This window comes from Bradyrhizobium sp. 1(2017), from assembly GCF_011602485.2.
Lineage (GTDB): Bacteria > Pseudomonadota > Alphaproteobacteria > Rhizobiales > Xanthobacteraceae > Bradyrhizobium.
The window spans coordinates 3,912,578-3,937,107 of record NZ_CP050022.2; the positions used below are offsets into that span (position 1 = coordinate 3,912,578).

Annotated in this window: 18 protein-coding genes; 11 read left to right on the forward strand and 7 right to left on the reverse strand. The window is 64.1% G+C overall.

Annotated features, from left to right (window positions below):
- Window position 1 precedes the first annotated feature (1 nt).
- The 4 genes from HAP40_RS18515 (at window position 2) to HAP40_RS18530 (ending at window position 5,693) form a co-directional block, all read left to right on the forward strand.
- Complete coding sequence (locus HAP40_RS18515; RefSeq protein ID WP_166816455.1) at window positions 2–883, forward strand: NAD(P)-dependent oxidoreductase; 882 nt, start codon at window positions 2–4, stop codon at window positions 881–883.
- 139 nt (window positions 884–1,022) lie between these two features.
- Window positions 1,023–1,934, forward strand: coding sequence for a DMT family transporter (locus HAP40_RS18520; protein WP_166816454.1), 912 nt, complete (start codon window positions 1,023–1,025; stop codon window positions 1,932–1,934).
- A 111-nt stretch (window positions 1,935–2,045) separates the two neighbouring features.
- Window positions 2,046–3,281 carry an ABC transporter substrate-binding protein gene (locus HAP40_RS18525; protein ID WP_166816453.1) on the forward strand — a complete coding sequence of 412 codons (1,236 nt, stop codon included), beginning with the start codon at window positions 2,046–2,048 and terminating at the stop codon, window positions 3,279–3,281.
- A gap of 240 nt (window positions 3,282–3,521) precedes the next feature.
- Entirely contained in the window at window positions 3,522–5,693 is a 2,172-nt protein-coding gene (locus HAP40_RS18530; protein ID WP_166816452.1) for a hypothetical protein, read from the forward strand.
- 213 nt (window positions 5,694–5,906) lie between these two features.
- Here HAP40_RS18530 and HAP40_RS18535 read toward each other — a convergent pair whose 3' ends face one another.
- Both HAP40_RS18535 and HAP40_RS18540 read right to left on the reverse strand, forming a co-directional pair.
- On the reverse strand, window positions 5,907–7,274 hold the full coding sequence (locus HAP40_RS18535) for a M23 family metallopeptidase (RefSeq protein ID WP_208024762.1): 1,368 nt from the start codon (window positions 7,272–7,274) through the stop codon (window positions 5,907–5,909).
- 110 nt (window positions 7,275–7,384) lie between these two features.
- Complete coding sequence (locus tag HAP40_RS18540; protein ID WP_166819456.1) at window positions 7,385–8,065, reverse strand: peroxiredoxin; 681 nt, start codon at window positions 8,063–8,065, stop codon at window positions 7,385–7,387.
- Window positions 8,066–8,260: 195 nt separating this feature from the next.
- Here HAP40_RS18540 and HAP40_RS18545 point away from each other — a divergent pair, with 195 nt between their 5' ends.
- Window positions 8,261–12,067, forward strand: a complete 3,807-nt coding sequence (locus HAP40_RS18545; RefSeq protein ID WP_166816450.1) for a DUF3971 domain-containing protein — start codon at window positions 8,261–8,263, stop codon at window positions 12,065–12,067.
- A 190-nt stretch (window positions 12,068–12,257) separates the two neighbouring features.
- Here HAP40_RS18545 and HAP40_RS18550 read toward each other — a convergent pair whose 3' ends face one another.
- The 4 genes from HAP40_RS18550 to tyrS all read right to left on the reverse strand — a co-directional run bounded on the left by HAP40_RS18550 (window position 12,258) and on the right by tyrS (window position 17,542).
- Window positions 12,258–13,952 (reverse strand): methyl-accepting chemotaxis protein, encoded by a 1,695-nt coding sequence (locus HAP40_RS18550; protein WP_166816449.1) that lies wholly within the window; start codon window positions 13,950–13,952, stop codon window positions 12,258–12,260.
- A gap of 355 nt (window positions 13,953–14,307) precedes the next feature.
- Window positions 14,308–14,751: a DoxX family protein gene (locus HAP40_RS18555; RefSeq protein WP_166819455.1), complete on the reverse strand. Its 444-nt coding sequence runs from the start codon at window positions 14,749–14,751 to the stop codon at window positions 14,308–14,310.
- A 220-nt stretch (window positions 14,752–14,971) separates the two neighbouring features.
- Entirely contained in the window at window positions 14,972–16,231 is a 1,260-nt protein-coding gene (locus HAP40_RS18560; protein WP_166816448.1) for an MFS transporter, read from the reverse strand.
- A gap of 57 nt (window positions 16,232–16,288) precedes the next feature.
- On the reverse strand, window positions 16,289–17,542 hold the full coding sequence (tyrS, locus tag HAP40_RS18565) for a tyrosine--tRNA ligase (RefSeq protein ID WP_166816447.1): 1,254 nt from the start codon (window positions 17,540–17,542) through the stop codon (window positions 16,289–16,291).
- A 163-nt stretch (window positions 17,543–17,705) separates the two neighbouring features.
- On the opposite strand from tyrS, the gene HAP40_RS18570 reads away from it, so the two are divergent.
- From HAP40_RS18570 to HAP40_RS18580, 3 genes are all read left to right on the forward strand, one after another.
- Window positions 17,706–18,809, forward strand: coding sequence for an anhydro-N-acetylmuramic acid kinase (locus HAP40_RS18570; RefSeq protein ID WP_166816446.1), 1,104 nt, complete (start codon window positions 17,706–17,708; stop codon window positions 18,807–18,809).
- Window positions 18,810–18,903: 94 nt separating this feature from the next.
- A complete protein-coding gene (locus HAP40_RS18575; RefSeq protein WP_166816445.1) occupies window positions 18,904–19,581 on the forward strand; it encodes a glutathione S-transferase family protein in 678 nt (225 codons plus the stop codon).
- Between the two features lie 9 nt (window positions 19,582–19,590).
- Window positions 19,591–19,914 carry a DMT family transporter gene (locus HAP40_RS18580; protein WP_166816444.1) on the forward strand — a complete coding sequence of 108 codons (324 nt, stop codon included), beginning with the start codon at window positions 19,591–19,593 and terminating at the stop codon, window positions 19,912–19,914.
- Window positions 19,915–19,979: 65 nt separating this feature from the next.
- Here the strand turns inward: HAP40_RS18580 and HAP40_RS18585 are convergent, their stop codons facing one another.
- Entirely contained in the window at window positions 19,980–20,627 is a 648-nt protein-coding gene (locus HAP40_RS18585; RefSeq protein WP_014495555.1) for an alpha/beta hydrolase, read from the reverse strand.
- 341 nt (window positions 20,628–20,968) lie between these two features.
- On the opposite strand from HAP40_RS18585, the gene HAP40_RS18590 reads away from it, so the two are divergent.
- From HAP40_RS18590 to sufC, 3 genes are all read left to right on the forward strand, one after another.
- Complete coding sequence (locus HAP40_RS18590) at window positions 20,969–22,108, forward strand: cysteine desulfurase family protein (protein ID WP_166816443.1); 1,140 nt, start codon at window positions 20,969–20,971, stop codon at window positions 22,106–22,108.
- A 113-nt stretch (window positions 22,109–22,221) separates the two neighbouring features.
- On the forward strand, window positions 22,222–23,718 hold the full coding sequence (gene sufB, locus HAP40_RS18595; protein WP_166816442.1) for a Fe-S cluster assembly protein SufB: 1,497 nt from the start codon (window positions 22,222–22,224) through the stop codon (window positions 23,716–23,718).
- A 61-nt stretch (window positions 23,719–23,779) separates the two neighbouring features.
- Window positions 23,780–24,529: a Fe-S cluster assembly ATPase SufC gene (gene sufC, locus HAP40_RS18600; protein WP_061848239.1), complete on the forward strand. Its 750-nt coding sequence runs from the start codon at window positions 23,780–23,782 to the stop codon at window positions 24,527–24,529.
- The last annotated feature ends 1 nt before the right edge of the window (window position 24,530 follow it).

Here is a 24,530-nt window from a genome sequence, read left to right on the forward strand (position 1 = left end):
CATGCCTCGTGTCGCCTTCATCGGGCTTGGGCGGATGGGCCATGGCATGGCCGGCCGCTATCTCGATGCCGGCTTCACGGTGACGCTGTGGAATCGCAGCAAGGCGAAGGCCGAAGATCTGATCGCGCGCGGTGCGCTTTGGGCGACCTCGCCGGAGGATGCCGCGATCGATGCCGACGCGGTCGTGACCATGGTTGCCGACGACGAGGCTGCGCGCGCCGTCTGGCTCGGGCTGAACGGCGCGGCCAAGACGGCAAAGGCCGGCACCATCGCGATCGAGTGCTCGACCGTCTCCTATGACCACGCCCGCGAGATGGGCCGCGAGCTGAACGCGCGCGGGCTCATCTACATCGATTGTCCCGTCACCGGATTGCCCGATGCAGCCGCAGCCGGGAAGTTGACGCTGCTGGCCGGTGCCGATGCGGCCGATCTCGAGCGTGCGCGGCCCTATCTCGAACCGATCGGCTCGACCATCCGCCATTTCGGCCCGGTCGGCGCCGGCACGGTCTACAAGCTCATCAACAACCTGATGGGGGCCATCCAGATCGCGGGCCTCGCCGAGGGGCTCGCAATCGCCGAGCAGGCCGGGCTCGACATGAACCTGGTGCTGGAGTCGATCCAGGCCGGCGTTGCCGCAAGTCCGCAGGTGCAGCGCCACTCCAAGCGCATGGTCGCCCGCGATTTCAGCGGCGCGACCTTCACGGCGGCGTTGCGGCACAAGGATGCCGCCTATGCGGTGAGGCTCGCCGAGAGCTTACTCGCCGACAAGCCGCTGGTCGCGCGCGCCGCGGTCGAAGCCTACGCGCAGGCGAAGGCGGCGATGCCGGACGATGACGAAGGCAGGATGATCGAGCTGGTGTCGCGGCCACAGAAGTCCTCTTAGCTGGTCATCGGAACATCGGGCAGGCGGGTAGCTCCATCCCGTCCGATGTCGATTTCATCCTGCGCTTCGTCGGAATTCGGGTGGCATCGTCATTTGCATCGTCCTAGGCGGACAGGCTGGGCCGCTGAGGTGAGACGCCATGCCGGCGAATGACAACCGGATCGACACGCGTGACTGGTCGCTGCTCGCTCTGCTCTCGATCCTCTGGGGCGGCTCGTTCTTCTTCAACGGCGCGGCCTTGCGGGAATTGCCGCCGCTGACGCTGGTGTTTCTGCGCGTCGCGCTGGGAACGGCCATTCTGCTGCCGCTGCTCCGCATGCAGGGGATCGGCTTTCCCAGGAGCGTTGCGGGCTGGATGCCATTTCTTGCGATCGGGCTGCTCAACAACGTCATTCCGTTCTCGCTCATCGTGTTCGGCCAGACCTTCATCCCGAGCGGATTGGCGTCGATCCTGAACGCGACCACGCCGCTGTTCACGGTGGTGGTGATGGCAGTGGCGGACGAGGAAACCTTGCAGATGCGCCGTGTGGCCGGGGTGGCGCTGGGCCTTGCCGGCGTGATCATTCTGCGCGGATGGGGCTTCGAGACGCGGGCCGGGCAGGGGCTCGGCATCCTGCTCTGCCTCGGCGGCGCGTTGAGCTATGGCTTTGCGGCGCTGGCGGCGCGGCGGTTGCTGAAGGACGCAGCGCCGCTGGGGGCGGCGACGTTTCAACTGATGGTGTCGACCGTGATGATGGCGGCCGTCGCCGGCACGGTGGAACAGCCCTGGCGTCTTCCGATGCCGACCCTCACGACCTGGCTCGCCGTGCTTGGCCTCGCCGCGCTCTCGACGGCGCTGGCTTACATCGTCTTCTTCCAGATCGTCCGGCGCTCGGGCGCGAGCAATGTGATGCTGGTGACGTTGCTCATTCCCGTCACCGCCATCCTTCTGGGATGGCTGGTGCTGGATGAGCCGATCTCCATGCGCGAGATCGCGGGTGCGATCGTCATCGGCAGCGCGCTGCTGGTGATCGACGGACGTGCGTTCGGCTTGCTGCGCCGTGGCGCGTAAGTTCCGCGACCCACGCGTTTCGCTTCGCGGAAAATCGAGCCGCTTGCCAGCCGCACCTCTGCTTGCAACACTGTCTGCAAAACAAGACGACAAGACATAGGGGAGAGAACGATGCCAAATCGTCGCGCGAACCTTGCAGTCCTCGCCATTCTTGCTGCCGGCGTGCTCGTCACGCAACCGGCCCTGGCGCAGAAAAAATACGACCCCGGCGCCAGTGACACCGACATCAAGCTCGGCAACATCATGCCCTATAGCGGCCCGGCCTCGTCCTATGGCGTGATCGGCAAGACCGAGGCCGCCTACTTCAAGATGATCAACGATCAGGGCGGCATCAACGGACGCAAGATCAATTTCATCAGCTATGACGACGCCTATTCGCCGCCGAAGGCGATCGAGCAGGCGCGCAAGCTGGTGGAGAGCGATGAGGTGCTGCTGATCTTCCAGGCGCTCGGCACGCCCTCGAACTCCGCGATCATGAAGTACATGAACGCCAAGAAGGTGCCGCAGCTCTTCGTCGCCTCCGGCGGCACCAAGTTCGGAGACCCCAAGCACTTCCCGTGGACCATGGGCTTCCAGCCCAACTACCAGAGCGAGGGCCGGATCTACGCAAAATACATTCGCGACAAATTCCCCAACAGCAAGATCGCGGTGTTCTGGCAAAACGACGACGCCGGCAAGGACCAGTTCAAGGGCCTGAAGGATGGGCTCGGCGACAAGGTCGGCATGATCATCGCGGACAAATCCTATGAGGTCAGCGATCCCTCGATCGACTCGCAGATCGTGGCGCTTCACGATTCCGGCGCCGACATCTTCTTCTCATGGGCAGCCCCGAAAGGCTCGGCGCAGGCGATCCGGAAGGTCGGCGAGCTCGGCTGGAAGCCGAAATTCTTCCTCGCCAACACCGCGACCTCGGTCGCCTCGGTGCTCAAGCCTGCCGGCCTCGATTATTCCAGGGACATCATCTCGACGGCCTATCTGAAGGACCCGACCGATCCGACCTGGGACAAGGATCCGGCGGTGGTGAAATGGCGCGCGTTCATGGACAAATACTACCCCGACGGCGACAAGAGCAACGCCAACAACATCTATGGCTATGTCCAGGCCGAAGCGATGGCCCAGGTCCTGAAGCAGTGCGGCGACACTCTCACCCGCGAAAACGTCATGAAGCAGGCGGCCAACCTGAAGGATTTCCACACCGACCTGATGCTGCCCGGCATCATGATCAACACCTCGCAGGACGACTATTTCCCGATCGAGCAGATGCAGCTGATGCGCTTCAACGGGCAGGCGTGGGAGCTGTTCGGCGACGTCATCACCGGCGAGGTCGGCCACGAGCGGAGTCCGTAGCCCGGCTGTATGTGACTGACAGCGGTCGCGGTGTCCAGCTCCGCCGAAGAAATGTCTTCCCGGGTGTGTTCTACTTCACATTGCAGCCGGGTCGGCCGGTGTAGTTTTTCCCATTGCTATTCGGGCACCTGGGTCGACGCGCACTGCGCCTCCGCGATGTCCCTGATTTGAATTGTGCCCTGCCTCGGCGAGGGCAGCGCCAATCATGCAAGCGTCGCCTGCTATGTGGGAGCGCGTAACATGGATATCATCCAAGCGATCGTTACGAAGAGCCAATGGATTATTGCGGTCTTGGCACTCTTTGTCGTGGCCTGGGCTCGCTTCAACTCTCCGCCCACCAATCGGTCCGGTACGACCTTCGCGCTGTTCTTCTGGGGGGACGCCTTGATGATACCGCTCTGGCTGGTCGTGATGATCGGGCTCGTCCAGGGCAGCATCGGGTTCGACTTCATCGTCGGCCAGGTGAAGGAGGTAGACCCAAAGGCGCAGGCGCAACTGGCTCAATATGCTCCGATCGTGGCCGTACTCGTCATCGTTGTCGCTTCGCAATTCCGGCAGGTGGCACGGATCGATCGGGCCGCGCGCGCATTTTGCGTCAGATTGGCCGCAATTCCGCGTGAAGCCGACCGGCTCGCATTTGAACTCGCGCAAACCACGGGTTTCATCCCGCGCGACGACCTTCTCAGCAAGGTGACCAAAATCGTTTCGGAGAATATCGGACCACGAGCGCTGAGTTTCAGCAGGGACGGTACTCTTCCCGACCGCTTCACAAGGGCCGTCGGCTTGTACAACCTGTTCGTCGGACCCAGGCAGAATGCCGCGGCACTCGACTTCGCCGGAAATGGATATGGCCGTTCTGCCTACGCCATGATCATGCAAATGGGCGACGCAGTGGCGGCCCGTGCGGATGCCCGCTACGAAGAAATGATGCACGCCGGTCTTGCCTTTTTCACATCGCCGCTTCCACCCCCTGAATTGAAGGACGCCTTGAACCGCAACGTTGCGGAGGTCACCAACCTCACTTGCGGCCTCGTGTCTCGCTATGTCCTCTTTTGCGAAAGGACCCATAGCGGCCGATTGCAGCGGCTCGCGAGGATGGGCTTCGCCTACAGTCCGGGGCCGACGTTTGGGCTGGACCAATGGGCGACAACGATCTTCCTCGTCACGGCCTTGAGCATCGGCATGATGCTGCTCATGCCGGGAATGCGTCCGATCGACTACGGTAAGGTCCTGACGATTGCGGTCACGTTCGGCGCTTCGATCGGCTTCGCGGTGCTGGGAGCAATCGTCGTCGCGCAACGCTTCATCGGACGCAAGGAAGGCGACACACCTGGATATCCGCCCATCGCCGAGTTGGTCGTCGCCGGTCTCGTCGTCGTGGGGTTGTCGATTGCGCTCCGGATCGGCATTCCGCTGGTGTCCGCCCTGATGCAGGGACAAGGATATCAGGACGTTCTTAGGCAGTTCATCGAGCGGCTGTACGGCGTCATCACGCCTTTCATCTGTACCATCTCCCTCGGGCTCATTTGTTCCTACATGGGATGTTCGCGAATGAGCTGGTACCGCGTGGCGGCCTTGGGGGCTCTCGCGAACGGCGCCGCGCTGACCTGTGCGGGGTGGCTAGTCGCCCACATGATCGGCGAGCAAGTGCTCGCTCAGTTCTATGTGCATCCGGAGGATGCGATCAAACTGGTGGCGCTAAGCAATGGCTTAACCGGCTTCATCGTCGGTGGCATGGTTCTCGCAGTCTTCAATGAGTCCGAGCGCATACGCAAGGTCGCCGCTGAGCGGATAGCCACCAGTCCGCACAAGGATTTTCCATTGCATGATGCGCCGTCGATTGCCGGCGGACTCGAACCTCCTTCAGTGACGTCTACATTCGACATCGCCGACGATCTTGGCTACCGCGACCGCGCAGGTGTGGAGGCATTCGAGGGGGATTACGTCTGCTTCAGGCCCGCATTCTCCAACTCCGAGATCATCAGTGCCTACCTCATCGGCATTCGTTGGGACGAGACCGAGTCCTGCCTCATGTTCGAGGAACGCGAACGTGTTGATGCCGGGCACACGCAGACGGGCCGTGTCTACATCCCGGATGGACGTCCATTCTTGAACTTCGTCACCCTCGAAAAAGGCGCGATACGCCTGATCATGGTGTCGCGCCCCGAGAAGAGCAACGAGCCCGCACGCGGTCTGATTACGACGCTTTCCAATCCCGGTGGTGCCCAGTTTACGCCGGCGAGCGCTCCGATCGTTCTCATGCGTGTCGTCGATCACACGCCTCAACTCGGCTTCATTCGGCCGGGAGCGGTCAGCTACGAAAGCTATCGCCGCGAACTCGAAATGGTGGTGCCTGCTTTCGGCGTCTTTGCGCTGGCTCCCCACCCGGCGGCATGCGTGGCGGCGGAGTGAAAGGCTTGGGCGGGGAATGACGCGCACAGCCAGCCCGGTGCGCCGTCCGGCCCTGCGCTGACAGGTCCGAGCGGCCCGTCAGGTCCCGGTGGCATCGGGCGCGCCCGGCGGATCGATGGGAACCGGGAGTGGAATGGGTGGTGGTGGCTTCGGTGGCCCCGGAGGTGGAATGGGCGGTGGCCGGCGCTAACGGATCAAGAGAGAGACACGGAATCAGCCCGCGCTGAGCCGCACGCCGGCGCGCAGGAATTTCTGCGGATCGACCGCTTCGCCCTCAATGCGGGTCTCATAATGCAAATGCGGACCGGTGGAGCGGCCGGTCGAACCGACGAGGCCGATCACCTGGCCGATCTTCACGACCTCGCCGACCTTGGCGTTGATTTCGGAGAGATGGCCGTAGCGGGTCGAGAGCCCGTTGCCATGATCGACCTCGACCATGCGGCCGTAGCCGCCCGACCAGCCGGCGGAGACCACCTTGCCGTTGGCGGTGACGCGAACGGGATCGCCGGTGGCGGCGCGGAAGTCGAGCCCGGTATGCATCGCAGGCCTGCCGAGGAAAGGATCGCTGCGCACGCCGAAGCCGGAGGTGAACTCGACCTCGCCGATGACGGGCTTGCGATAGGGCACCAGGGCCAGCGTGCGATTGAGACGGTCTAACTCGGCGCGCGTGGTGTTGATGCGGTAGAGCTGCTTCTCGAATGGCCCAGAGTTGGGCGTCAATTTGACGGGTACGAAAGGTCCGCCCATCGCGCTGCGCGGCACGGCGGCTTCGAGATTGGCAAGGTTGAGGCCGAGATCGCTGACGACGCCGCGCATCCGGCGCATGCGTGAATCCATGCCTTCCTCGACGGCGTTGAGCGCCGCCATCTGGCGCCGCTCGACCTGATCGAGCGAGGTCGTGAGCCGGACCAGGACGTTGTCGAAGCCCTGGTTCTTGGCGAACTGGCTGGTCGGTGGCGCTGCAACCGTAGGCGCGCGCGACTCGAGCCGCGCTTCGCGGTCCGGGGGTGCCACGAAGATCACGGTGTCGCTGATCGGCGAAGGCTTCGGCGTGCCCTGCGTCGCGTTCTGGCCGGCGTCGCCGCGCTGCATTGTCGCGCGCGGGATCGATCCGGTCACATCGGGCATGGCGCCGAGCGCCGTGGCCCGGGACTCCAGCGCCGTCTGCCGCTTCATGATCTGGTCGAGCTTCTGGTCGAACTGCTCCTGGTCGAGCAGCTGCCGGCTGGTGGTGCGATCCACCTTGGCGCGCAACTCGGCGATACGGTCTTCATAGGCGTATTGCATCTCGGCCTGGCGGGCGATCAGCCGGGTCAGGACGTCGTCGCGAAAGGCGAAATAGGTGGCGGTCGCGGCCGACCACAGACCGAGCAGCACGACCGTGCCGACCACGATCCAGAACACCACGGGCCCGAAGCGGACCTGCTTGCCGGCATGGACGATGGTGTAGGCGTCATCAGCGGCGGGCAGGGGAATCGCGACCGCCGCCGCAGCGGCGGCTGGACGCCGGTGGAAGGCTCGTCCGTGGTCGTGAGGGTGATGTTGGGGGTACTGCGAGTATTGGGCAGAACTTTTCGACATCGGCACTCCCGCGCCGGTCGGATGAGTCCGTACGGCCTAATTGCCGCAGCAATCTGGGCCGGTCATGGTTAATTTTCCGGAAACAGGAACATTCGAATTTAAAGGACTGGTTAAAGACCTCTTGCCGCTTCCAGCACCTCGTCGGCGTGACCGTCGACCCGGACATTGCGCCAGATCCTGGCGACCTTGCCGTCGCGTCCAACCAGCACCGTGGTGCGAAGGATTCCAAGGAAGCTCTTGCCATACATGGATTTTTCGCCCCAGGCGCCATAGGCTTCGAGCATCTGATGCGTCTCGTCGGAGACGAGGGGAATCCCGAGCTTGTGCTTGTCGCGAAACTTCTCCTGAGCCTTTAACGGGTCGGCTGAAATGCCGAGCACGGCCGTGCCGGCGACAGCGAAGGCATCCGCCAGCCGGGTGAAGTCGATGGCTTCCCGGGTGCAGCCCGGTGTGTCGGCGCGAGGGTAGAAGAACAGGACGAGCTTGTGCCCGGCATGGTCCGCCAGCGTGACCACGTCGCCGCCGTCGCGGGGCAGATGGAAGGCGGGGGCCTTCTGGCCTTCGGTCAAGACGGCCTTCGCCGCCGCGGACGATTTGTAGGAATTTAACTGTTTCGATGCGGCGTTATGTGATCCTGCTTTTGCGATGGTCGCGGTTGATTTGCTGGCCGGCGTCCGCTGTGTTTTCGCGGACTTTGTTCGAGTCGCTGCCCGGGTTTTCCCGGTCTTCGTTTTAGCCGTCGGACTGCCGGAGGGCGTTTTGGGCGATTTCTTTCGGGATTTCTTGGACATACGCCTTCCTTTCGTCGCTTTCGGCGGGTCAACAAAAGCGGTATTGCAACTCTCGTCCGGTGTGCCGGAATCGCGCCCTCGGCTGGGCAAGTCTGACGACGCCGGAGTATGGTTACAAGGAATTCCACCGACCACCCCACTGCTCGTTGAACGCGCTTCCGGGGCGAAATGACGAACAGCAGGAACATTCGAGGTATGGCGGCAGTGCCGGCGCAGGGGGCCTCGCTCCCCATCGACGGCTGCGGTCCCGGCGGTGCTCAATCCTACGATGGGCGCCTGTATCGAGAGGCAATGGCAAGGAATACGTCGCCCCAGGACCACAATCGGAATTTCGATCGGCGCGGCGGCCAATCTGGGCCGCAGGAATGGGACGAGGCCGATTGGGATCCGGATCAGGAGGCGGCCGCGGGCCATCGCGCGCGCCGGCTGTTGGCGCGTTCCAATTCGGGTCTTTATCGCTTCGGTGACGGGTTCGGATCGTTGCGCCGCTGGCTGGGCGGCGGCCGCTGGCTGAAACGCTTCGCCATCGTGACGGGGGCCCTGATCGTCATCTTCGTCGGCTGTTTCGGTGCGCTGTGGTGGCGGCTTGGCGCCGGTCCCATCAATCTCGACATCGCAACGCCATGGCTGGCCGCGGCGATCGAGGACAATATCGGCCACGGCAACACCGTGGAGATTGGCGGCACCCAGATCGAGCGGGCCGGGCGGGTCCGTGTCGCGGTCCGCATCCGCGACATCGTCGTCCGCGATCGCGATCATGTCGTCGTCGCCAGCGCGCCGAAGGCGGAGGTGAAGCTGTCGGGCGCGGGACTTCTGATGGGGCACCTGCGTGCCGAAAGCCTCAACCTCGTGGATGCCGAGCTGGCGATCCGCATCGCACCTGACGGCACCGTCACCGTCTCGGCCGGCGACACCGCAAAGCCGCTGGCAACGGGCGTGGCCTCCAAGAAAGAGGCGGGCTTGCCGCCGACATTCCCGCGCAACGGCGTGCCGCCGCCGCCCTTCGCTGCACAGCCGGCGAGCCCGGACGCCTCTCAGGCTGCGCCCCAGGCGAGCGCGCAGAGCGGAATCCTTCAGGGGCTCGACTGGCTCGACAGCCTGAGCATGACCGGCCTCGACGGCCAGAACCTCAACGAGATCGGCCTGAAGAATGGCAACCTGATCGTCGACGATCAGCAGCGCGGCAGCAAATGGTCGTTCGAGAACATCACGCTCAGCCTGCGCCGGCCGAGCCGCGGCGGCGTCGCGCTCAGCCTCGGCGAGGAGGGCGCGCGTCCGTGGATGCTGCGCGCCACGATCGGACCGGTCGAGAACGGCGTGCGCTCGGTCGACATCCGCGCCGACAAGGTCTCGACCTCCAACATCCTGCTCGCGTTGCGGGTCAAGGATCTCACCTATACCGCCGACCTGCCGCTGACCGGCGAGCTCAAGGGTGAGCTCGGCCGCGACGGCGTGCCGACCTTCTTCCGCGGCAAGATCGCGGTCGGCGCGGGCAACATCATCGATACCGACACGCCCGACTATCCGATGGCGATCGACCAGGCCGAGATCAACGTCGAGTGGGACGCGAACCGGCGGGTGCTGGTCGCACCGTTCAAGATCCTCTCCGGCGCGAACCGCCTGACGCTGCTGGCGCATCTGGAGCCGCCCAACGGCACCTCCAATGACTGGCAGCTCGGCTTCAGCGGCGGGTCGATCCTGCTGGGCGGCATCGACAACGAGCCGCCGCTCGTCTTCAACCGCATCGCGATCGGCTTCCGCTTCGATACCGACCACAAGCGGTTCCTGCTGACGCAGGCCGATATCAGCAATGGCGAGATCGGCGTCGCCGGCACCGGCGCCATCGATTATTCGGGTGAGCCGCGGCTGACGCTTGGGTTTGCGGGAACGCCGATGTCGGCCTCCGCGCTGAAGCGGATGTGGCCGACGCTCGTGGTTCCCGAGCTGCGCGAATGGGTGATCGAGCGGATCGAGCGCGGCACGCTCCAGCGCATCGAGATCGGCGTTAATTCGCCGACGAAGAACCTTCCGCGCAAGGGGCCGCCGATTCCCGACGACGGCCTGTCGGTCAACATCGTGGCAAGCGGCGTCGCAGTCCGGCCCGTGGACGGAATGCCGGTGGTGCACGATGCCGATCTGAAGGCACGCGTGACGGGCCGCACGGCGACCGTGAACATCGCCCAAGGGATTGCCGATACGCCGGCAGGTCGCAAGATCACGATCTCCGACTTCACCTTCGAGGTGCCGGACATGGCGCCGAAACCGTCGCCGTCGCGAACGAAGTTTCGCGTTGACGGCCCCGTGCCCGCGGCGGCCGAAATGCTCTCCAACGATCGCTTGAGCGATCTGTCGTCGACGGTCGTCGACCCCAACACCAGCAAGGGGACGTTCTCGGCGAACATCCAGCTCGCCATGCCGGTCAAGGGCGAGCTGACCAAATCCGACACCACCTACGCCGTCACGGCCGACCTCAACGGCTTCTCGGCCGACAAACTGGTGATGAACCAGAAGCTGGAGGCCAACAACCTCAAGATCGTCGCGAGCAACCAGGGCTATCAGGTCAAGGGCGACGTCAAGATCAACGGGCAGGCGGCCTCGCTCGACTATCGCAAGCCGGCCGAGGGCGACGCGGACGTCAGATTGCAGGCGACGCTGGACGATGCCAGCCGCGCGCGGCTCGGCTTCGATCTCAGCCCCTCCATCAGCGGATCGCTGCCGATCAAATTGTCGGGCAGGATCGCGAGCGGCGCGGACCAGACGACGAGGCTCGGCGTCGAGGCCGACCTGACCGCGGTCAGGCTCGACAACATCCTGCCCGGCTGGGTCAAGCTGCCGGGCAAATCCGGCAAGGCCAGCTTCAAAGTGGTGCCGACGACGCAATCGACGCGTTTCGAGGACATCGTCATCGAGGGCGGCGGCGCCTCGATCAAGGGTTCGCTCGAGGTCGATGCGAGCGGCGACCTCATGAACGCGAACTTCCCGACCTACGCGCCGACCGACGGCGACAAGGCGTCGTTGAAGGTGGAGCGCAGCCAGGACGGCGTGGTGCGCGGCACCATGCGTGGCGACGTGTTCGACGGCCGCGGCTTCCTGAAGTCGGCGATCTCAGGCAATTCCAAGGACGACAAGAACAAGATGAAGAACGTCGATTTCGACATCGACGTGAAGCTCGGCGCGGTCGCGGGCTTCAATGGCGAGGCCATGCGCAGCCTCGATGCCAAGATGTCGAAACGCAATGGTGCGATCAAGGCCTTCACGTTGAGCGGCAAGATCGGGCGCGATACGCCTATCGCAGCCGACCTGCGCGGCGGCCGCGCCCAGGGCAATCGCGAGGTGATCTACCTCCAGACCAACGATGCCGGCGCGCTGCTGCGTTTCACCGATATCTACACCAAGGCGGTCGGCGGCCAGATGGTGGTGGCGATGGAGCCGCCGACATCCGAGGCGAACACGTCGCGCGAAGGCCTCATCAACGTGCGTGATTTCACGGTAAAGGGCGAGGCGCAGCTCGAGCGCGTTGCCGCGGGCGCCCCTAACGGCACCGGCAGCGGCGTCTCTTTCAGCGCGCTGCGCGCCGAATTCACCCGGCAGAACGGCTCGCTCACCATCCGCGACGGTGTGGTCAAGGGTCCGATGATCGGCGCCACCATCGAAGGATCGATCGACTATCCCGGCAACCAGGTGTGCATGAGCGGCACCTTCGTGCCGATGTATGGCGTCAACAACATCTTCGGTCAGATCCCGTTGTTCGGCATCTTCCTCGGCGGCGGCAACAATGAGGGATTGATCGGCGTGACCTACGAGGTCGTCGGCACCCCGGCCGCGCCCGTGATGCGCGTCAATCCGATCTCGGCGATGGCGCCGGGCCTGTTCCGCAAGATCTTCGAGTTCAACACCGGCAAGCAGAACTCGCCGTTCGACGAATTCCCCTCGCAATCGAACGACGGCTCGACCGGCTCGGCGCGCCAGCTCTCGAGCGGCTGCACCCTCGCGCGGCGATAGCAACGAGCTCGTTGGAGTTCGTCGCTGATCAGAGCCGATTGCAGCTACGAGGAAGGTGCGCTCCCTCTCCCGCTTGCGGAAGAGGGCTGGGGGAGAGGGTGCCTCCGCTGAGCGACTCCCAATGAGGCGAAAGCCCTCACCCGGCGCTTCGCGCCGACCTCTCCCGCAAGCGGGAGAGGTTCACAACCGCCTACGCCGCGCGCACGCCTGCGAGGAACGTGCCGACTTCGCCGGAGAGCTGCTCGGCCTGCTTGGAGAGGTTTGAAGCCGCCGCGAGCACCATGTCGGCGGCATTGCCGGTCTCGTTCGCGGCGGTGCCGACCGCGCCGATATTGGTCGTGACCTCCCTTGTCGCCTCCGCGGTCTGCGAGACGCTGCGGGCGATCTCGGCGGTGGCGGCGCCTTGCTCCTCGATCGCGGCGCCGATCGAGGTGGCGATGCGGCTGACCTCCTCGATGGTGGCGGTGATGCCGCCGATCGCATCCACGGCCTCCTTGGTCGCGCCCTGGATCTGGGCGATCTTGTCGCCGATCTCGCGGGTGGCTTCCGCGGTCTGGCTTGCCAGCGACTTCACCTCGGAGGCGACGACCGCAAAGCCGCGACCGGCTTCGCCCGCGCGCGCGGCCTCGATGGTGGCGTTGAGCGCCAGCAGGTTGGTCTGGGCCGCGATGCTGGAGATCAGCTCGGCGACATGCTCGATCTGCTGGGCGCCGTCCGACAGCGCGCGCACGATCGTATCGGTGCGGCGGGCACTGTCGACCGCGCGCCCCGTGACTTCGGCGGACTGCGCGACCTGACGGCTGATCTCGGTGATGGAGGAGGACAGCTCTTCGGCGGCCGCGGCGACCGTCTGGACGCGCTGGCTGGCTTCGGTGGCGGCCGAGCCGACCACGGCGGCACGGCGGTTGGTGCCCTCGGCGGTGGAGGACATCGACTTGGCAGTGCTCTCGAGTTCGCCGGAGCCGGATGCCATCAGGCCGACGAGCTGGCCGACGGAGGCATCGAAGCGGTCGGCCAGCGCGATCAGGGCGTCGCGCTTCTCCTGCTCGCTGCGCGCCTTGGTGGCGACTTGCGCGGCTTCCAGGTTCCGGGCCGTCAGTGCGGTTTGCCTGAGCACTTCGAGCGTCTCGGCCATGCGGCCGATTTCGTCGCCGCGATAGGTCTCCTCGACCGGCCTGTCGATAGCGCCGTCGGAGATCTCCTGCATGCGGTTCTTCTGGCGGTCGAGGGCGCCAAGCACGTCGCGGGCAATCAGCCAGGACAGCGCCGCCATCAGCAGCATCAGGCCGATGCCGATGGCGCCGAGCTCCAGCGTCAGCGCGCGCACGTCGGCATCGATGTCGTCGACATAGAGGCCGTAGCTGATCGTCACGTTCCAGGGCGCGAATTTGCGCGTGAACACGGTCTTGCGAACCGGCTCGGTCTGACCGGGGCGGGGATAGAGATAGGAGGTCACGCCGCCCTGCGCAGTCTCGGCGCCGGCCTTGATGATGGCGTCGGCGATCAGGACGCCGTTGGAGTCCTTGGCGCCGGTGATCTTGCCTTCGAGCTGCTGGTTGGCGCCGTTGATGAGGAGGGAGGTGTCCGCGTTGTAAACGACGGGGTAGCCCTGGCCGCCGTTGAAGCTCATGCGGCGGCCGCGCTGGTGGAACAGGCCCTTGGCCTCGGTTTGCGTGAGCTTGCCGGCGGTCACCTCGTCCTGGAGCGATTGAGCGTAATTATGGAGGAGGTCCACCGCGGTCCGCATCTGCTGGACGCGATCCTCCACCATGCGGCTCTTGCTCAGCACGGCCGATACAACGATGATGGCCGTAACCGTGAGCGCCGCGAGGCAGACCATGCTGGCGAGCTTGGTGCGGATCTTGAAATGACTCAGCAGCTTCATCGCAGCCCCTACGGAATGGTTGTTATTGCTCGCGTCGGTAGCATGAAGTTCTTACCATTCATGAACGGACGCGCGCGGCGCGCTGCCACGCATGCAGCGTTCGCAGCCGCATGCGCAAATGTGCAGGCGCAACGTGCCCTGCCTGCGCATGGCGGGTCGGGTCGCGGAGAGGAATGATGCTGGATTTTGGTCGTGATCGAGCCTGGTCGGGACGGCGATGAACGGATTCGTTCACCGCCTCATCATGACCGTGCTGCTCGTGGCGGCCCTCGTCCTGATCTGGAACGTGCTGGGCTCGCGGTAGGTGACACCGGCGAAGCTGCCGGTGTCATCCGTTACTTGCTCGTCAAGCGCGTCAGCGCCGTGCGAATGCACCGCCGGACGATTCGCTTTCATTGCCCAACGCCGCATCGACGCTGATCGGGCCTGCGCCTGCCGCCGACAGATAAAGGCAGGCGAAGCAGAACAGGATCGCCGCGGTGCCGCCGTTGAGCAGCGGCAGGAAGACCGGCGCTTCGCCCCTGAACATGTGTCCCATGAAGTAGGCGAAAGCCATCTCACCGGACAGGATGAAGGCCGCAAGCCGCGAGAACAGGCCGACCATCAACAGCCCGCCAAGCACCAGTTCAAGCGTGCCCGCCGCGCCGTAAATCGACATCAATTCGACTTTTGCGAACATCGGAACAGCCGGAAACTTGAACAGCTTGGCGATGCCGTACTGGAACAGCAACAGGCCGGTGATGAAGCGAAACAGGCTCAAGAGAACCGGTTGAAAGCGAGTGAGATAAGGAAAGTTCATTGGTTTGTGCCCTCCATCCAATGGGCGACTTGGATCGTATTCAGTTCTGTCCCGCAAGCCACCCAGGAACAATTCCGTCCTGACATTTTCGTCATGTAGGACAAAACACCGCACGCCCTGCATTTAGCCGGTTGCGAAGCAGGTCTTGTGCACCTGCTTGTAGGGTGCCCGTCCGTAATTTCCCGGTGACGCCGATGCGCTCAAGTTACTTCTAGGAGACCTACTCCCGCAAGGCGGGGACGATCAGGAATGGAATCATCCCGAGGATCACGCTCGCAAGTGCGAAGACGAGCAACAGATCGTAGCCGTGGGTGAAGTCGTGGATGAGGCCGCCGCTCCATGAGCCGAAGGCCGAACCCAACCCGCTGCCGATCGAGATGGTGCCGAAAATGGTGCCGACGCGTTTGCCGCGAAAGATCTTCATCGCGGTGGCGGTGATCAGCGGACCACGCGAGCCCATCATGCTGCCGAAGCAAACGACGAAACCGGTGAGCAGGATGATGTTCGGATAGAACTGCAAGAGCCAGAGCAGGACGATGCCGAGGATCGAGATCGCGTAGCTCAGCAGCACCGATGGCCGGCGCCCGATCAGCCCGTCCAGCGCGGAGACCCCGAGCATGCCGAACACCAGCACGACGCCGGAGAACCCCCAGGCGGTTGCAGCCTGCAGCGGCGCAAATCCGGCATCGATCAGGTAGGCCACGATCTGCGCGGCGATCGCGTACATGCCGACGGCGGTGAAGAAGAAGGTCGAGAACAGCGCCCAGAACGCATGATGGCGCATCGCGCTGACGAGTGTCCAGCCGCTGTCGATGAAGTCCGGATCGCTTTTCTTGGCGACGTGCGGTGAGCCCGCCGCGAACATGCGCCAGGGCAGGAGCAGCAGCGGCACGAGCAAGCCGAGCGCGGCGAAGCCGAACAGCTGATACGTCTCGCGCCAGCCGAGACGGTCGATCAGGAGCTGCGAAGCCGGAAGCAGCGCCAGGACGCCGCCGCCCATCGCCGAATAGACCACCGCCATGGCGGTCGGCAGCCGCGGCCCGAACCAGCGGCCGAGCAGGATCGAGTTCGGTACATTGCCGATGAAGGCGACGCCGATGCCGACGCACAATCCGATCGAGAGCTGGAATTGCCAGAGCGCCTGCGCCTGGCTCGCGATCAGGAAGGCCGAGCCAAGCAGGAACAGTCCGAGCGCGTAGACGATGCGCGGACCGGAATGATCGAACAGGCGCCCGACCAGCGGCGCGGTCAGTCCGCTGATGAGCCAGGTGAGCGAATAGATCGAGACCACCTCGGCGCGATCCCAACCGAAGCTTTCGGAGATCGGCTTGAGAAAGACCGTGAAGCTCTCGCTGAGGCCGCGGCCAAGAACAGCCAGCGTGAAGCACAGGCAGAGGATCACGAGCGCGGTGCGCACCGCGTCGTGCTTGGTGCGTCCGGCTTGTTCCTTCGACGTTTCCCTGGGCGTGTTCTGATCCATTGCCCGTCAGGGAGCGCGCATCGGCGCGCCCTGACAAGCAGCGAAAAGCTCATACGCCTATGCAGGCCGGATCAGCACGTGCTTCTTCTTGCCGAAGGACAGCTTGATCACGCCCTCCGGCGTCAGATTGGCAACGGACAGCGCCATCTTCTCGTCGCCGACCGGCTCGTCGTTGACGCGCAGGCCGCCGCCCTTGATCTGGCGCCGGGCTTCGCCGTTGGAGGCAACCAAGCCTGCCTTGACGAAGGCGTTAAGCACGCCGAGACCCGCGTCGAGTTCGCCACGCGGAATTTCCACCGTCGGCAGGCTTTCGGCGAGCGCGCCTTCCTCGAAGGTCCGCCGCGCGGTTTCAGCGGCTTCGTTCGCGGCATCGCGGCCGTGCAGCAGCGCGGTGGCCTCGGTCGCGAGCACCTTCTTGGCCTCGTTGATCTCCGAGCCGCCGAGCGCCTCGAGCTTCTTGATCTCAGCCATAGGCAGCGTCGTGAACAGCTTCAAAAATTTGCCGACGTCGGCGTCCTCGGTGTTGCGCCAGTACTGCCAGAAATCATACGGCGAGAACTGGTCGGCATTGAGCCACACCGCCCCCTGCGCGGTCTTGCCCATCTTGGCGCCGGACGCGGTCGTCAGCAGCGGCGTCGTCAGCGCGAACAGCTGGTGCGTGCCCATGCGGCGGCCGAGATCGACGCCCATGATGATGTTGCCCCACTGGTCCGAGCCGCCCATCTGCAATTTGCAGCCGGTGCGCTTGGCAAGCTCGACGAAGTCGTAGGCCTGGCAGACCATGTAGTTGAACTCGATGAAGCTCATCTCCTGCTCGCGCTCGAGGCGCAGCCGCACGGAGTCCATGGTCAGCATGCGGTTGACCGAGAAATGCCGGCCGACGTCGCGCAGCATCTCGATCCAGTTGAGCTTGGTCAGCCACTCCGCATTGTCGAGCATGACGGCGTCGCTCTTGCCATCGCCGTAGCGCAGCACCTTTGCGAACACGCCGCGGATCGATTCCTTGTTGGCTTCGATCTCGGCGACGGTGCGCATCGCGCGCGTCTCGTCCTTGCCGGAGGGATCGCCCACCATGGTGGTGCCGCCGCCCATCAGCGTGATCGGCTTGTTGCCGGACTGCTGGAGCCAGTGCAGCATCATCATGGTCAGATAGTTGCCGATATGCAGCGAGCGGGCGGTGCAATCGTAGCCGACATAGGCGGTCGCTTCGCCCTTGGCGGCGAGCGCGTCCAGCCCCTCGAAATCGGAGCACTGGTGGATGAAACCACGTTCCTGCAGGATATTGAGGAAATCCGATTTAAATGCAGTCATCTGTCGGCGTGCCTGACAATTCTTGGTTTACTGTTTTGGGGGCAATTTAAGGGTCTTGTGTGGGAACCCGCTGGCCGCCCGCCATTTGGCGCTGTGGCATTATAAGATGTGTCCCTCTGGCACAAGATCGGCATGCCGAGCAATCTCTTGAGGACGCTGATCCATGATGTTGACGGCACTCGGTTTGATGAGCGGCACCTCGCTGGACGGGGTGGATGTCGCGCTGATCGAGACCGATGGAAAGCAGGTCAAGGCGTTCGGACCGTCGGGGTACCGGCCTTATGGTCCGACAGAGCGCGAGGTGCTGCGCCGGGCGCTGAGCGAGGCCGTGCATTTGCCGCAGCGCGATGCCCGGCCGGGCGTGCTGGCCGAGGCCGAGCGTGCGGTGACGTGGGCTCATGCCGAGGCGGTCGCGGCCTTCATCGCCCAGAACCGGATGAAGCCGGAGGATATCGATATCGTCGGCTTTCACGGCCAGACCGTGCTGCACCGCCCCGAGCGGCGGCTGACGGTGCAGATCGGCGATGCCCCCGCACTGGCCAAGGCAATCCATATTCCGGTGATGTTTGATTTCCGCGCCGCCGACGTCGAGGCCGGCGGGCAGGGCGCGCCCCTCGTACCCGTCTACCACCGCGCGCTGGCCCAGTCGCTGGAACGCGAGGGCCCGATCGTCGTGGTCAATATCGGCGGCGTCTCCAACATCACCTATATCGACGGTAACGACACGCTGATCGCCTGCGACACCGGTCCCGGCAACGCGCTGCTCGACGATTTCATGTACCGCACCATGAACCAGGCGTTCGATGCGGAAGGAAAGTTCGCAGCGCTCGGCAAGGCCGATCAGGCCTGGATAGCGCGGGCGCTGGAGCTGCCGTTCTTCGCAGCGCCACCGCCAAAGTCGCTCGACCGCAACGATTTTGCCGCGCTGAGGCTTGCCGACGTCCCGCCGGCCGACGGTGCGGCGACGCTCACGGCCTTCACCGCGGCCGCGATCGCCCGCATCATTCCACTGTTGCCGCGGCGGCCGCGCAGCTGGATCGTCTGCGGCGGCGGCGCCCGCAATCTCACCATGCTGCGCATGCTGCGAGAGCGCGTGGGGTCGGCAACCGTCGAGGCCGCCGAGACGCTCGGCTGGGCTTCCGACGCCATCGAGGCGCAGGCGTTCGGCTTCCTCGCCGCCCGCGGCCTGAAGGGGCTGCCGCTGTCCTATCCGGCGACCACGGGGGTGCCGATGCCGATGACGGGCGGGGTGATCGCGCGGCCCTGACCAACATCGGATTGATGCAAGTGCATTGATCTTGACGAATTCATGCAAATGCATCTATCATAGATGCAATTGCATCAACCGTCGGATCTTTGCCATGACCGCTTCACTGAAACTGATCAGCCACAAGCTTTGCCCCTATGTGCAGCGCGCCGTGGTCGCGCTGGAGGAGAAGGGCGTACCGTTCGAGCGGATCGATATCGATCTCGCCGCCAAGCCCGACTGGTTCCTGAAACTGTCGCCGCTCGGCAAGGTGCCGGTGCTGGTGGTGACGACAGACAAGGGCGAGGTCGCGTTGTTCGAAAGCAACGTTATCTGCGAGTACATCGAGGAGACGCAGGGCGGCGCCAGGTTGCATCCGGCCGATCCGTTGAAGCGCGCCGAGCATCGCGCCTGGATGGAATTCGGCTCTGCCATCCTCGGCGACCTCTGGGGGCTGGAAACGACGACCGACCCAGCAACGTTCGAGAGCAAGCGTCAGGCGCTGGCCGCAAAGTTCGCTCGCGTGGAGGCGGCGTTGGGCCAAGGGCCTTATTTTGCCGGCGATGCATTCAGCCTGGTCGACGCGGTGTTTGCCCCGATCTTCCGCTACTTCGATGTGTTCGATGAACTGACTGAGCTCGGGGTCTTCGCCGATCTGCCCAAGGTCCGCGCGTGGCGAACGGCGCTCGCAAAGCGTCCGAGCGTGCGTGCCGCGGTCGGCGCGGACTATCCGCAATTGCTGCGCGCCTTCCTCGTCCGCTACGACGCGCATCTGCTCAAGCTCGCGGCCTGAGCGCACGCGATGTCGCAATCTCTGGCCTGGCTGATGCTGGTGATCGCCGGTGCGCTCGACGTCGGCTGGGCGATCTCGATGAAGTACGCGGAAGGCTATACGCGCGTGGGCTGGAGCATCGTCTCGCTGGTGCTGCTCGCCGCCTTCGTCTTCCTGCTCGGACGCGCGCTGAAAGTGCTGGAGGTCGGCGTCGCCTATTCGGTGGGGACTGGCATTGGTGCGGCCGGCACCTTCGTCATGGGCGTCGTGCTGTTCGGCGAGACCTTGAGCGCGATGAAGCTTGCCGGCATCGCTCTCGTGCTGATGGGAATTGTGGCGCTCAAGCTGGCTTGAGCGACGCACCCGTAGCCCGGATTTCGCTTGGCTCCATCCGGGCTACAAGGTCTTTTCGCGTAAGCTCAGCGAACGTTCGCCAGCCGCATGTCGAGATAGGCCGTGATGGTCTCCATCAGCGGCTCGAGCTTGGCGTCGAAGAAGTGATTGGCGCCGGGGATGACCTGCTGGTCGATCACGATGCCCTTCTGCGTCTTCAGCTTCTCGACCAGCGTGTTGACGTCCTTCGGCGGCACCACCGCGTCCTTCTCGCCATGGACGATCAGGCCCGAAGACGGGCAGGGCGCAAGGAAGGAGAAGTCGTAGAGGTTGGCCGGCGGCGCGATCGAGATGAAGCCCTCGACCTCGGGGCGACGCATCAGGAGCTGCATGCCGATCCAGGCGCCGAAGGAGAAGCCGGCGACCCAGCAGGCGCGCGCCTCCGGATTGATGGTCTGCGCCCAGTCGAGCGCGGCCGCCGCATCCGACAATTCGCCGGTGCCGTGGTCGAACGAGCCCTGGCTGCGGCCGACGCCGCGGAAATTGAAGCGCAGCACGGAGAAGCCGCGATGCGCGAAGGCGTAGTAGCACTGGTACACGATCTGATGATTCATCGTGCCGTGGAACTGCGGATGCGGATGCAGGATCATCGCGATCGGCGCGTTCTTCTGCTTGGCCGGATGATAGCGGCCTTCGAGGCGGCCAGCAGGGCCGGTGAAAATGACTTCAGGCATCGATGATCTCTTGATTGATTTCCTGGAGGACGGTCCTTGGCAATCAACCGATTGTGGCCTCGTCGGCAGATGCCGACGAAAGCGCGAATGAAGGGTGAGAGGGCGCGCGTAGCGGTGATGCGCTGACGGCGCGCGGTGACTTGACGGTGCGGGTTCTAACATAGGCAGAGGGTCAAAAAGCAAGCATCTTGAACATCGCCCAATGGGCTCAAGACGTTAGCGTGTCATGGTCGCGTCACCGACGGCCCCGCATTCGGAATCATCGGTTGCCAAGCGCGGGCCCGCGGCCCATGTCGGGGACGGCGCAAGAACCTTCGTGAGGAAAGGTAATATCTTACTCGATGCCGACCCGGGTCTATCTCGACTGGAACGCGACCACGCCGCTCCGCGCTGAGGCGCGGGCCGCGATGCTGGCTGCATACGACCTGATCGGGAATCCATCCTCGGTCCACGCCGAGGGGCGCGAGGCGCGGCGCCTGGTCGAGGACGCCCGTGCCGCACTCGCTGCAGCCGTGGGGGCGCTGCCGCGGAACGTCGTCTTCACCTCCGCCGGAACCGAAGCCAATGCGCTGGCGCTGGCGCCCGGGCTGCGCAGTCCATCGAGCGGGCCGGTCGAACGGCTTCTGGTCTCGGCCGTCGAGCATGCCTCGGTGCTGGCGGGCGGCCGATTCCTGGCGGAGCGGACCAAGTTGATTCCCGTCAGGCGTTCGGGCGTGGTCGACCTTGAACATCTGAAGGCTCAGCTCGCCGGCGGTCCCCCGGCGCTGGTCTCGATCATGGCAGGCAACAACGAGACGGGCGCGCTCCAGCCGATCGCGGAGGCGGCGCGGATCGTTCATGAGGCCGGTGGTCTCCTGCATGTCGACGCGATCCAGGCGCTCGGAAAAATCCCTTTCGATATCAGAGATATAGGCGCAGACCTTGCGACCTTTTCTGCGCACAAGATCGGCGGCCCCAAAGGTGTCGGTGCGCTGGCGGTAGCGGAAGGGCTCGCCGGGCTGGAGCCGGTGCTGCGAGGCGGCGGGCAGGAGCTCAACCGCAGGGCGGGAACGGAGAATGTCGCCGGGATCGCCGGCTTTGGTGCGGCGGTCAAAAGGGCGCTTCAGACTCTTCCGGAAGATCTGGAGCGGATGGCAAGCCTCAGAGATCATTTGGAAAATGGCCTTCGGGCCATTGCCGGGGCGACCATCTTTGCAAACGATGTCGAGCGGTTGCCCAATACCGTCCTGTTCACCGCACCCGGCCTGAAGGCGGAGACGGCGGTGATCGGCTTTGACCTCGCAGGCGTGGCGGTGTCGTCCGGCTCCGCCTGTTCCTCCGGGAAGGTTCAGCCGTCCCATGTCCTCTCGGCCATGGGCTACGATCCTGCGGTCGCCCAGGGAGCGGTGCGTCTCAGTCTGGGCTGGTCCACGGAACCAGATGACATCAATAGGGCGTTAGAGGCTTGGCGAAAGCTCGGTAATAGCCTACTTAAGGACTAAGCGATGAAACAGGGCTTGAACGGTTCTAAGCCCGTGCTTTCCGCGCAAAAACATCGTAATACTCGTCCGAGTTTGATCCACCGCGGTCCTTGAAACCGCGAGCGGAGGATGGAATGCCAGCCGTACAAGAGACGGTCGAGCGCGTGAAGCGCATCGACGTCGACCAGTATCGTTATGGGTTTGAAACCCTGATCGACACCGAGAAGGCCCCCAAGGGGCTGTCGGAAGAGATCGTAAAGTTCATCTCGCAGAAAAAGAACGAACCCGCCTGGATGCTCCAGTGGCGGCTCGAGGCCTATCGGCGCTGGCTGACCATGACCGAGCCGACCTGGGCACGCGTCGACTATCCCAAGATCGACTTCCAGGACCTCTATTATTACGCGGCGCCGAAGCCGAAGAAGACGGTCACCTCGCTCGACGAGATCGATCCGGAGATCCTCAAGACCTACGAGAAGCTCGGCATTCCCTTGCGGGAAGTCGCCATGCTCGAAGGCGTCGAGCCGAAGCCCGGCGAGGAAGATCCGGCCCGCCGCAAGATCGCGGTCGATGCCGTCTTCGATTCGGTTTCGGTCGCGACCACCTTCAAGGCGGAGCTGAAGAAGGCCGGCGTGATCTTCATGCCGATTTCGGAGGCGATCCGCGAGCATCCTGAACTCGTGCAGAAATATCTCGGCTCGGTGGTTCCGACCTCGGACAATTTCTATGCGACGCTGAACTCGGCGGTGTTTTCCGACGGCTCGTTCGTCTACGTGCCGCCGGGCGTGCGCTGCCCGATGGAGCTGTCGACCTATTTCCGCATCAACGAGCGCAACACCGGCCAGTTCGAGCGCACGCTGATCATCGCCGACAAGGGCTCCTACGTCTCCTACCTCGAAGGCTGCACCGCGCCGCAGCGCGACGAGAACCAGCTGCACGCGGCCGTGGTCGAGCTCGTCGCGCTCGACGATGCCGAGATCAAGTACTCGACGGTGCAGAACTGGTATCCCGGCAATTCGGAAGGCAAGGGCGGCATCTACAATTTCGTCACCAAGCGTGGCGACTGCCGCGGCGCCAACTCCAAGATCTCCTGGACCCAGGTCGAGACCGGATCTGCGATCACCTGGAAATATCCGAGCTGTATCCTGCGCGGCGACAACTCGCGTGGCGAGTTCTACTCGATCGCGATCTCGAACGGCTTCCAGCAGGTCGATTCCGGCACCAAGATGATCCATCTCGGCAAGAACACGTCGAGCCGGATCATCTCGAAGGGTATTGCCGCCGGCAAGTCGCAGAACACCTATCGCGGGCTCGTCACCGCGCACCGGAAAGCGACCGGCGCGCGCAACTTCACCGCCTGCGATTCCCTGCTGATCGGCGACAAATGCGGCGCACACACCGTGCCGTACATCGAAGCCAAGAACTCTTCCGCGACCTTCGAGCACGAAGCGACGACCTCGAAGATCTCCGAGGACGTGCTGTTCTACTGCGTCCAGCGCGGCCTCAGCCAGGAAGAGGCGGTCGGCCTCGTCGTCAATGGCTTCGTCAAGGACGTGCTGCAGCAACTGCCGATGGAATTCGCGGTGGAAGCGCAGAAACTGATCTCGATCTCGCTTGAAGGGTCGGTCGGCTAATTGCCGACCCTCGCGGTGCGCTGAGGCGCTCCAACATCAATTGAATAAACTGGATACCAAGATGGCTTTGCTTGAAGTGAAAGACCTCAAGGTTCGTGTCGAGGAGCGTGAGATCCTCCACGGGCTGACGTTGACCGTGAACGAGGGCGAGGTGCACGCGATCATGGGGCCGAACGGCTCCGGCAAGTCGACGCTCTCGCACGTCATCGCCGGCAAGCCCGGCTACGAGGTCACCGACGGCCAGATCCTGTTCAAGGGCGAGGATCTCCTGGAGATGAGCCCGGACGAGCGCGCCGCCAAGGGCGTGTTTCTGGCGTTCCAGTATCCGGTCGAAATTCCCGGCGTCGCCACCATGAACTTCCTGCGCACGGCGCTGAACGCGCAGCGCAAGGCGCGCGGCGAGGACGAATATTCCACGCCGGACTTCCTCAAGAAGGTCCGCGAGGTCTCGAAGTCGCTGAACATTCCGCAGGACATGCTCAAGCGCGGCGTCAATGTTGGCTTCTCCGGCGGCGAGAAGAAACGCAACGAGGTGCTGCAGATGGCGCTGTTCGAGCCGAGCCTGTGCATCCTCGACGAGATGGATTCCGGCCTCGACATCGACGCGCTGCGCATCGCGGCCGACGGCGTCAACGCGCTGCGCTCGCCGGGGCGCGCGATGGTCGTCATCACCCACTATCAGCGGCTGCTGAACTACATCGTGCCCGACGTGGTGCACGTGATGTCGAGGGGCCGTGTCGTGAAGAGCGGCGGCAAGGAATTGGCGCTGGAGCTGGAAGCGTCCGGCTACGCGCAATTCGAGGCCGCGTAAG

Excerpts from the sequence above, each read along its gene's own strand:
- HAP40_RS18555 (WP_166819455.1), bottom strand. The coding sequence starts at position 14,751 with ATGAACTTTCCTTATCTCACTCGCTTTCAACCGGTTCTCTTGAGCCTG.
- HAP40_RS18570 (WP_166816446.1), top strand. The coding sequence starts at position 17,706 with ATGATGTTGACGGCACTCGGTTTGATGAGCGGCACCTCGCTGGACGGG.
- HAP40_RS18540 (WP_166819456.1), bottom strand. The coding sequence starts at position 8,065 with ATGTCCAAGAAATCCCGAAAGAAATCGCCCAAAACGCCCTCCGGCAGT.
- HAP40_RS18585 (WP_014495555.1), bottom strand. The coding sequence starts at position 20,627 with ATGCCTGAAGTCATTTTCACCGGCCCTGCTGGCCGCCTCGAAGGCCGC.
- HAP40_RS18590 (WP_166816443.1), top strand. The coding sequence starts at position 20,969 with ATGCCGACCCGGGTCTATCTCGACTGGAACGCGACCACGCCGCTCCGC.
- HAP40_RS18550 (WP_166816449.1), bottom strand. The coding sequence starts at position 13,952 with ATGAAGCTGCTGAGTCATTTCAAGATCCGCACCAAGCTCGCCAGCATG.
- HAP40_RS18560 (WP_166816448.1), bottom strand. The coding sequence starts at position 16,231 with ATGGATCAGAACACGCCCAGGGAAACGTCGAAGGAACAAGCCGGACGC.
- HAP40_RS18580 (WP_166816444.1), top strand. The coding sequence starts at position 19,591 with ATGTCGCAATCTCTGGCCTGGCTGATGCTGGTGATCGCCGGTGCGCTC.
- HAP40_RS18535 (WP_208024762.1), bottom strand. The coding sequence starts at position 7,274 with ATGTCGAAAAGTTCTGCCCAATACTCGCAGTACCCCCAACATCACCCT.
- HAP40_RS18515 (WP_166816455.1), top strand. The coding sequence starts at position 2 with ATGCCTCGTGTCGCCTTCATCGGGCTTGGGCGGATGGGCCATGGCATG.
- sufB (WP_166816442.1), top strand. The coding sequence starts at position 22,222 with ATGCCAGCCGTACAAGAGACGGTCGAGCGCGTGAAGCGCATCGACGTC.
- sufC (WP_061848239.1), top strand. The coding sequence starts at position 23,780 with ATGGCTTTGCTTGAAGTGAAAGACCTCAAGGTTCGTGTCGAGGAGCGT.
- tyrS (WP_166816447.1), bottom strand. The coding sequence starts at position 17,542 with ATGACTGCATTTAAATCGGATTTCCTCAATATCCTGCAGGAACGTGGT.
- HAP40_RS18520 (WP_166816454.1), top strand. The coding sequence starts at position 1,023 with ATGCCGGCGAATGACAACCGGATCGACACGCGTGACTGGTCGCTGCTC.
- HAP40_RS18575 (WP_166816445.1), top strand. The coding sequence starts at position 18,904 with ATGACCGCTTCACTGAAACTGATCAGCCACAAGCTTTGCCCCTATGTG.
- HAP40_RS18530 (WP_166816452.1), top strand. The coding sequence starts at position 3,522 with ATGGATATCATCCAAGCGATCGTTACGAAGAGCCAATGGATTATTGCG.
- HAP40_RS18545 (WP_166816450.1), top strand. The coding sequence starts at position 8,261 with ATGGCGGCAGTGCCGGCGCAGGGGGCCTCGCTCCCCATCGACGGCTGC.
- HAP40_RS18525 (WP_166816453.1), top strand. The coding sequence starts at position 2,046 with ATGCCAAATCGTCGCGCGAACCTTGCAGTCCTCGCCATTCTTGCTGCC.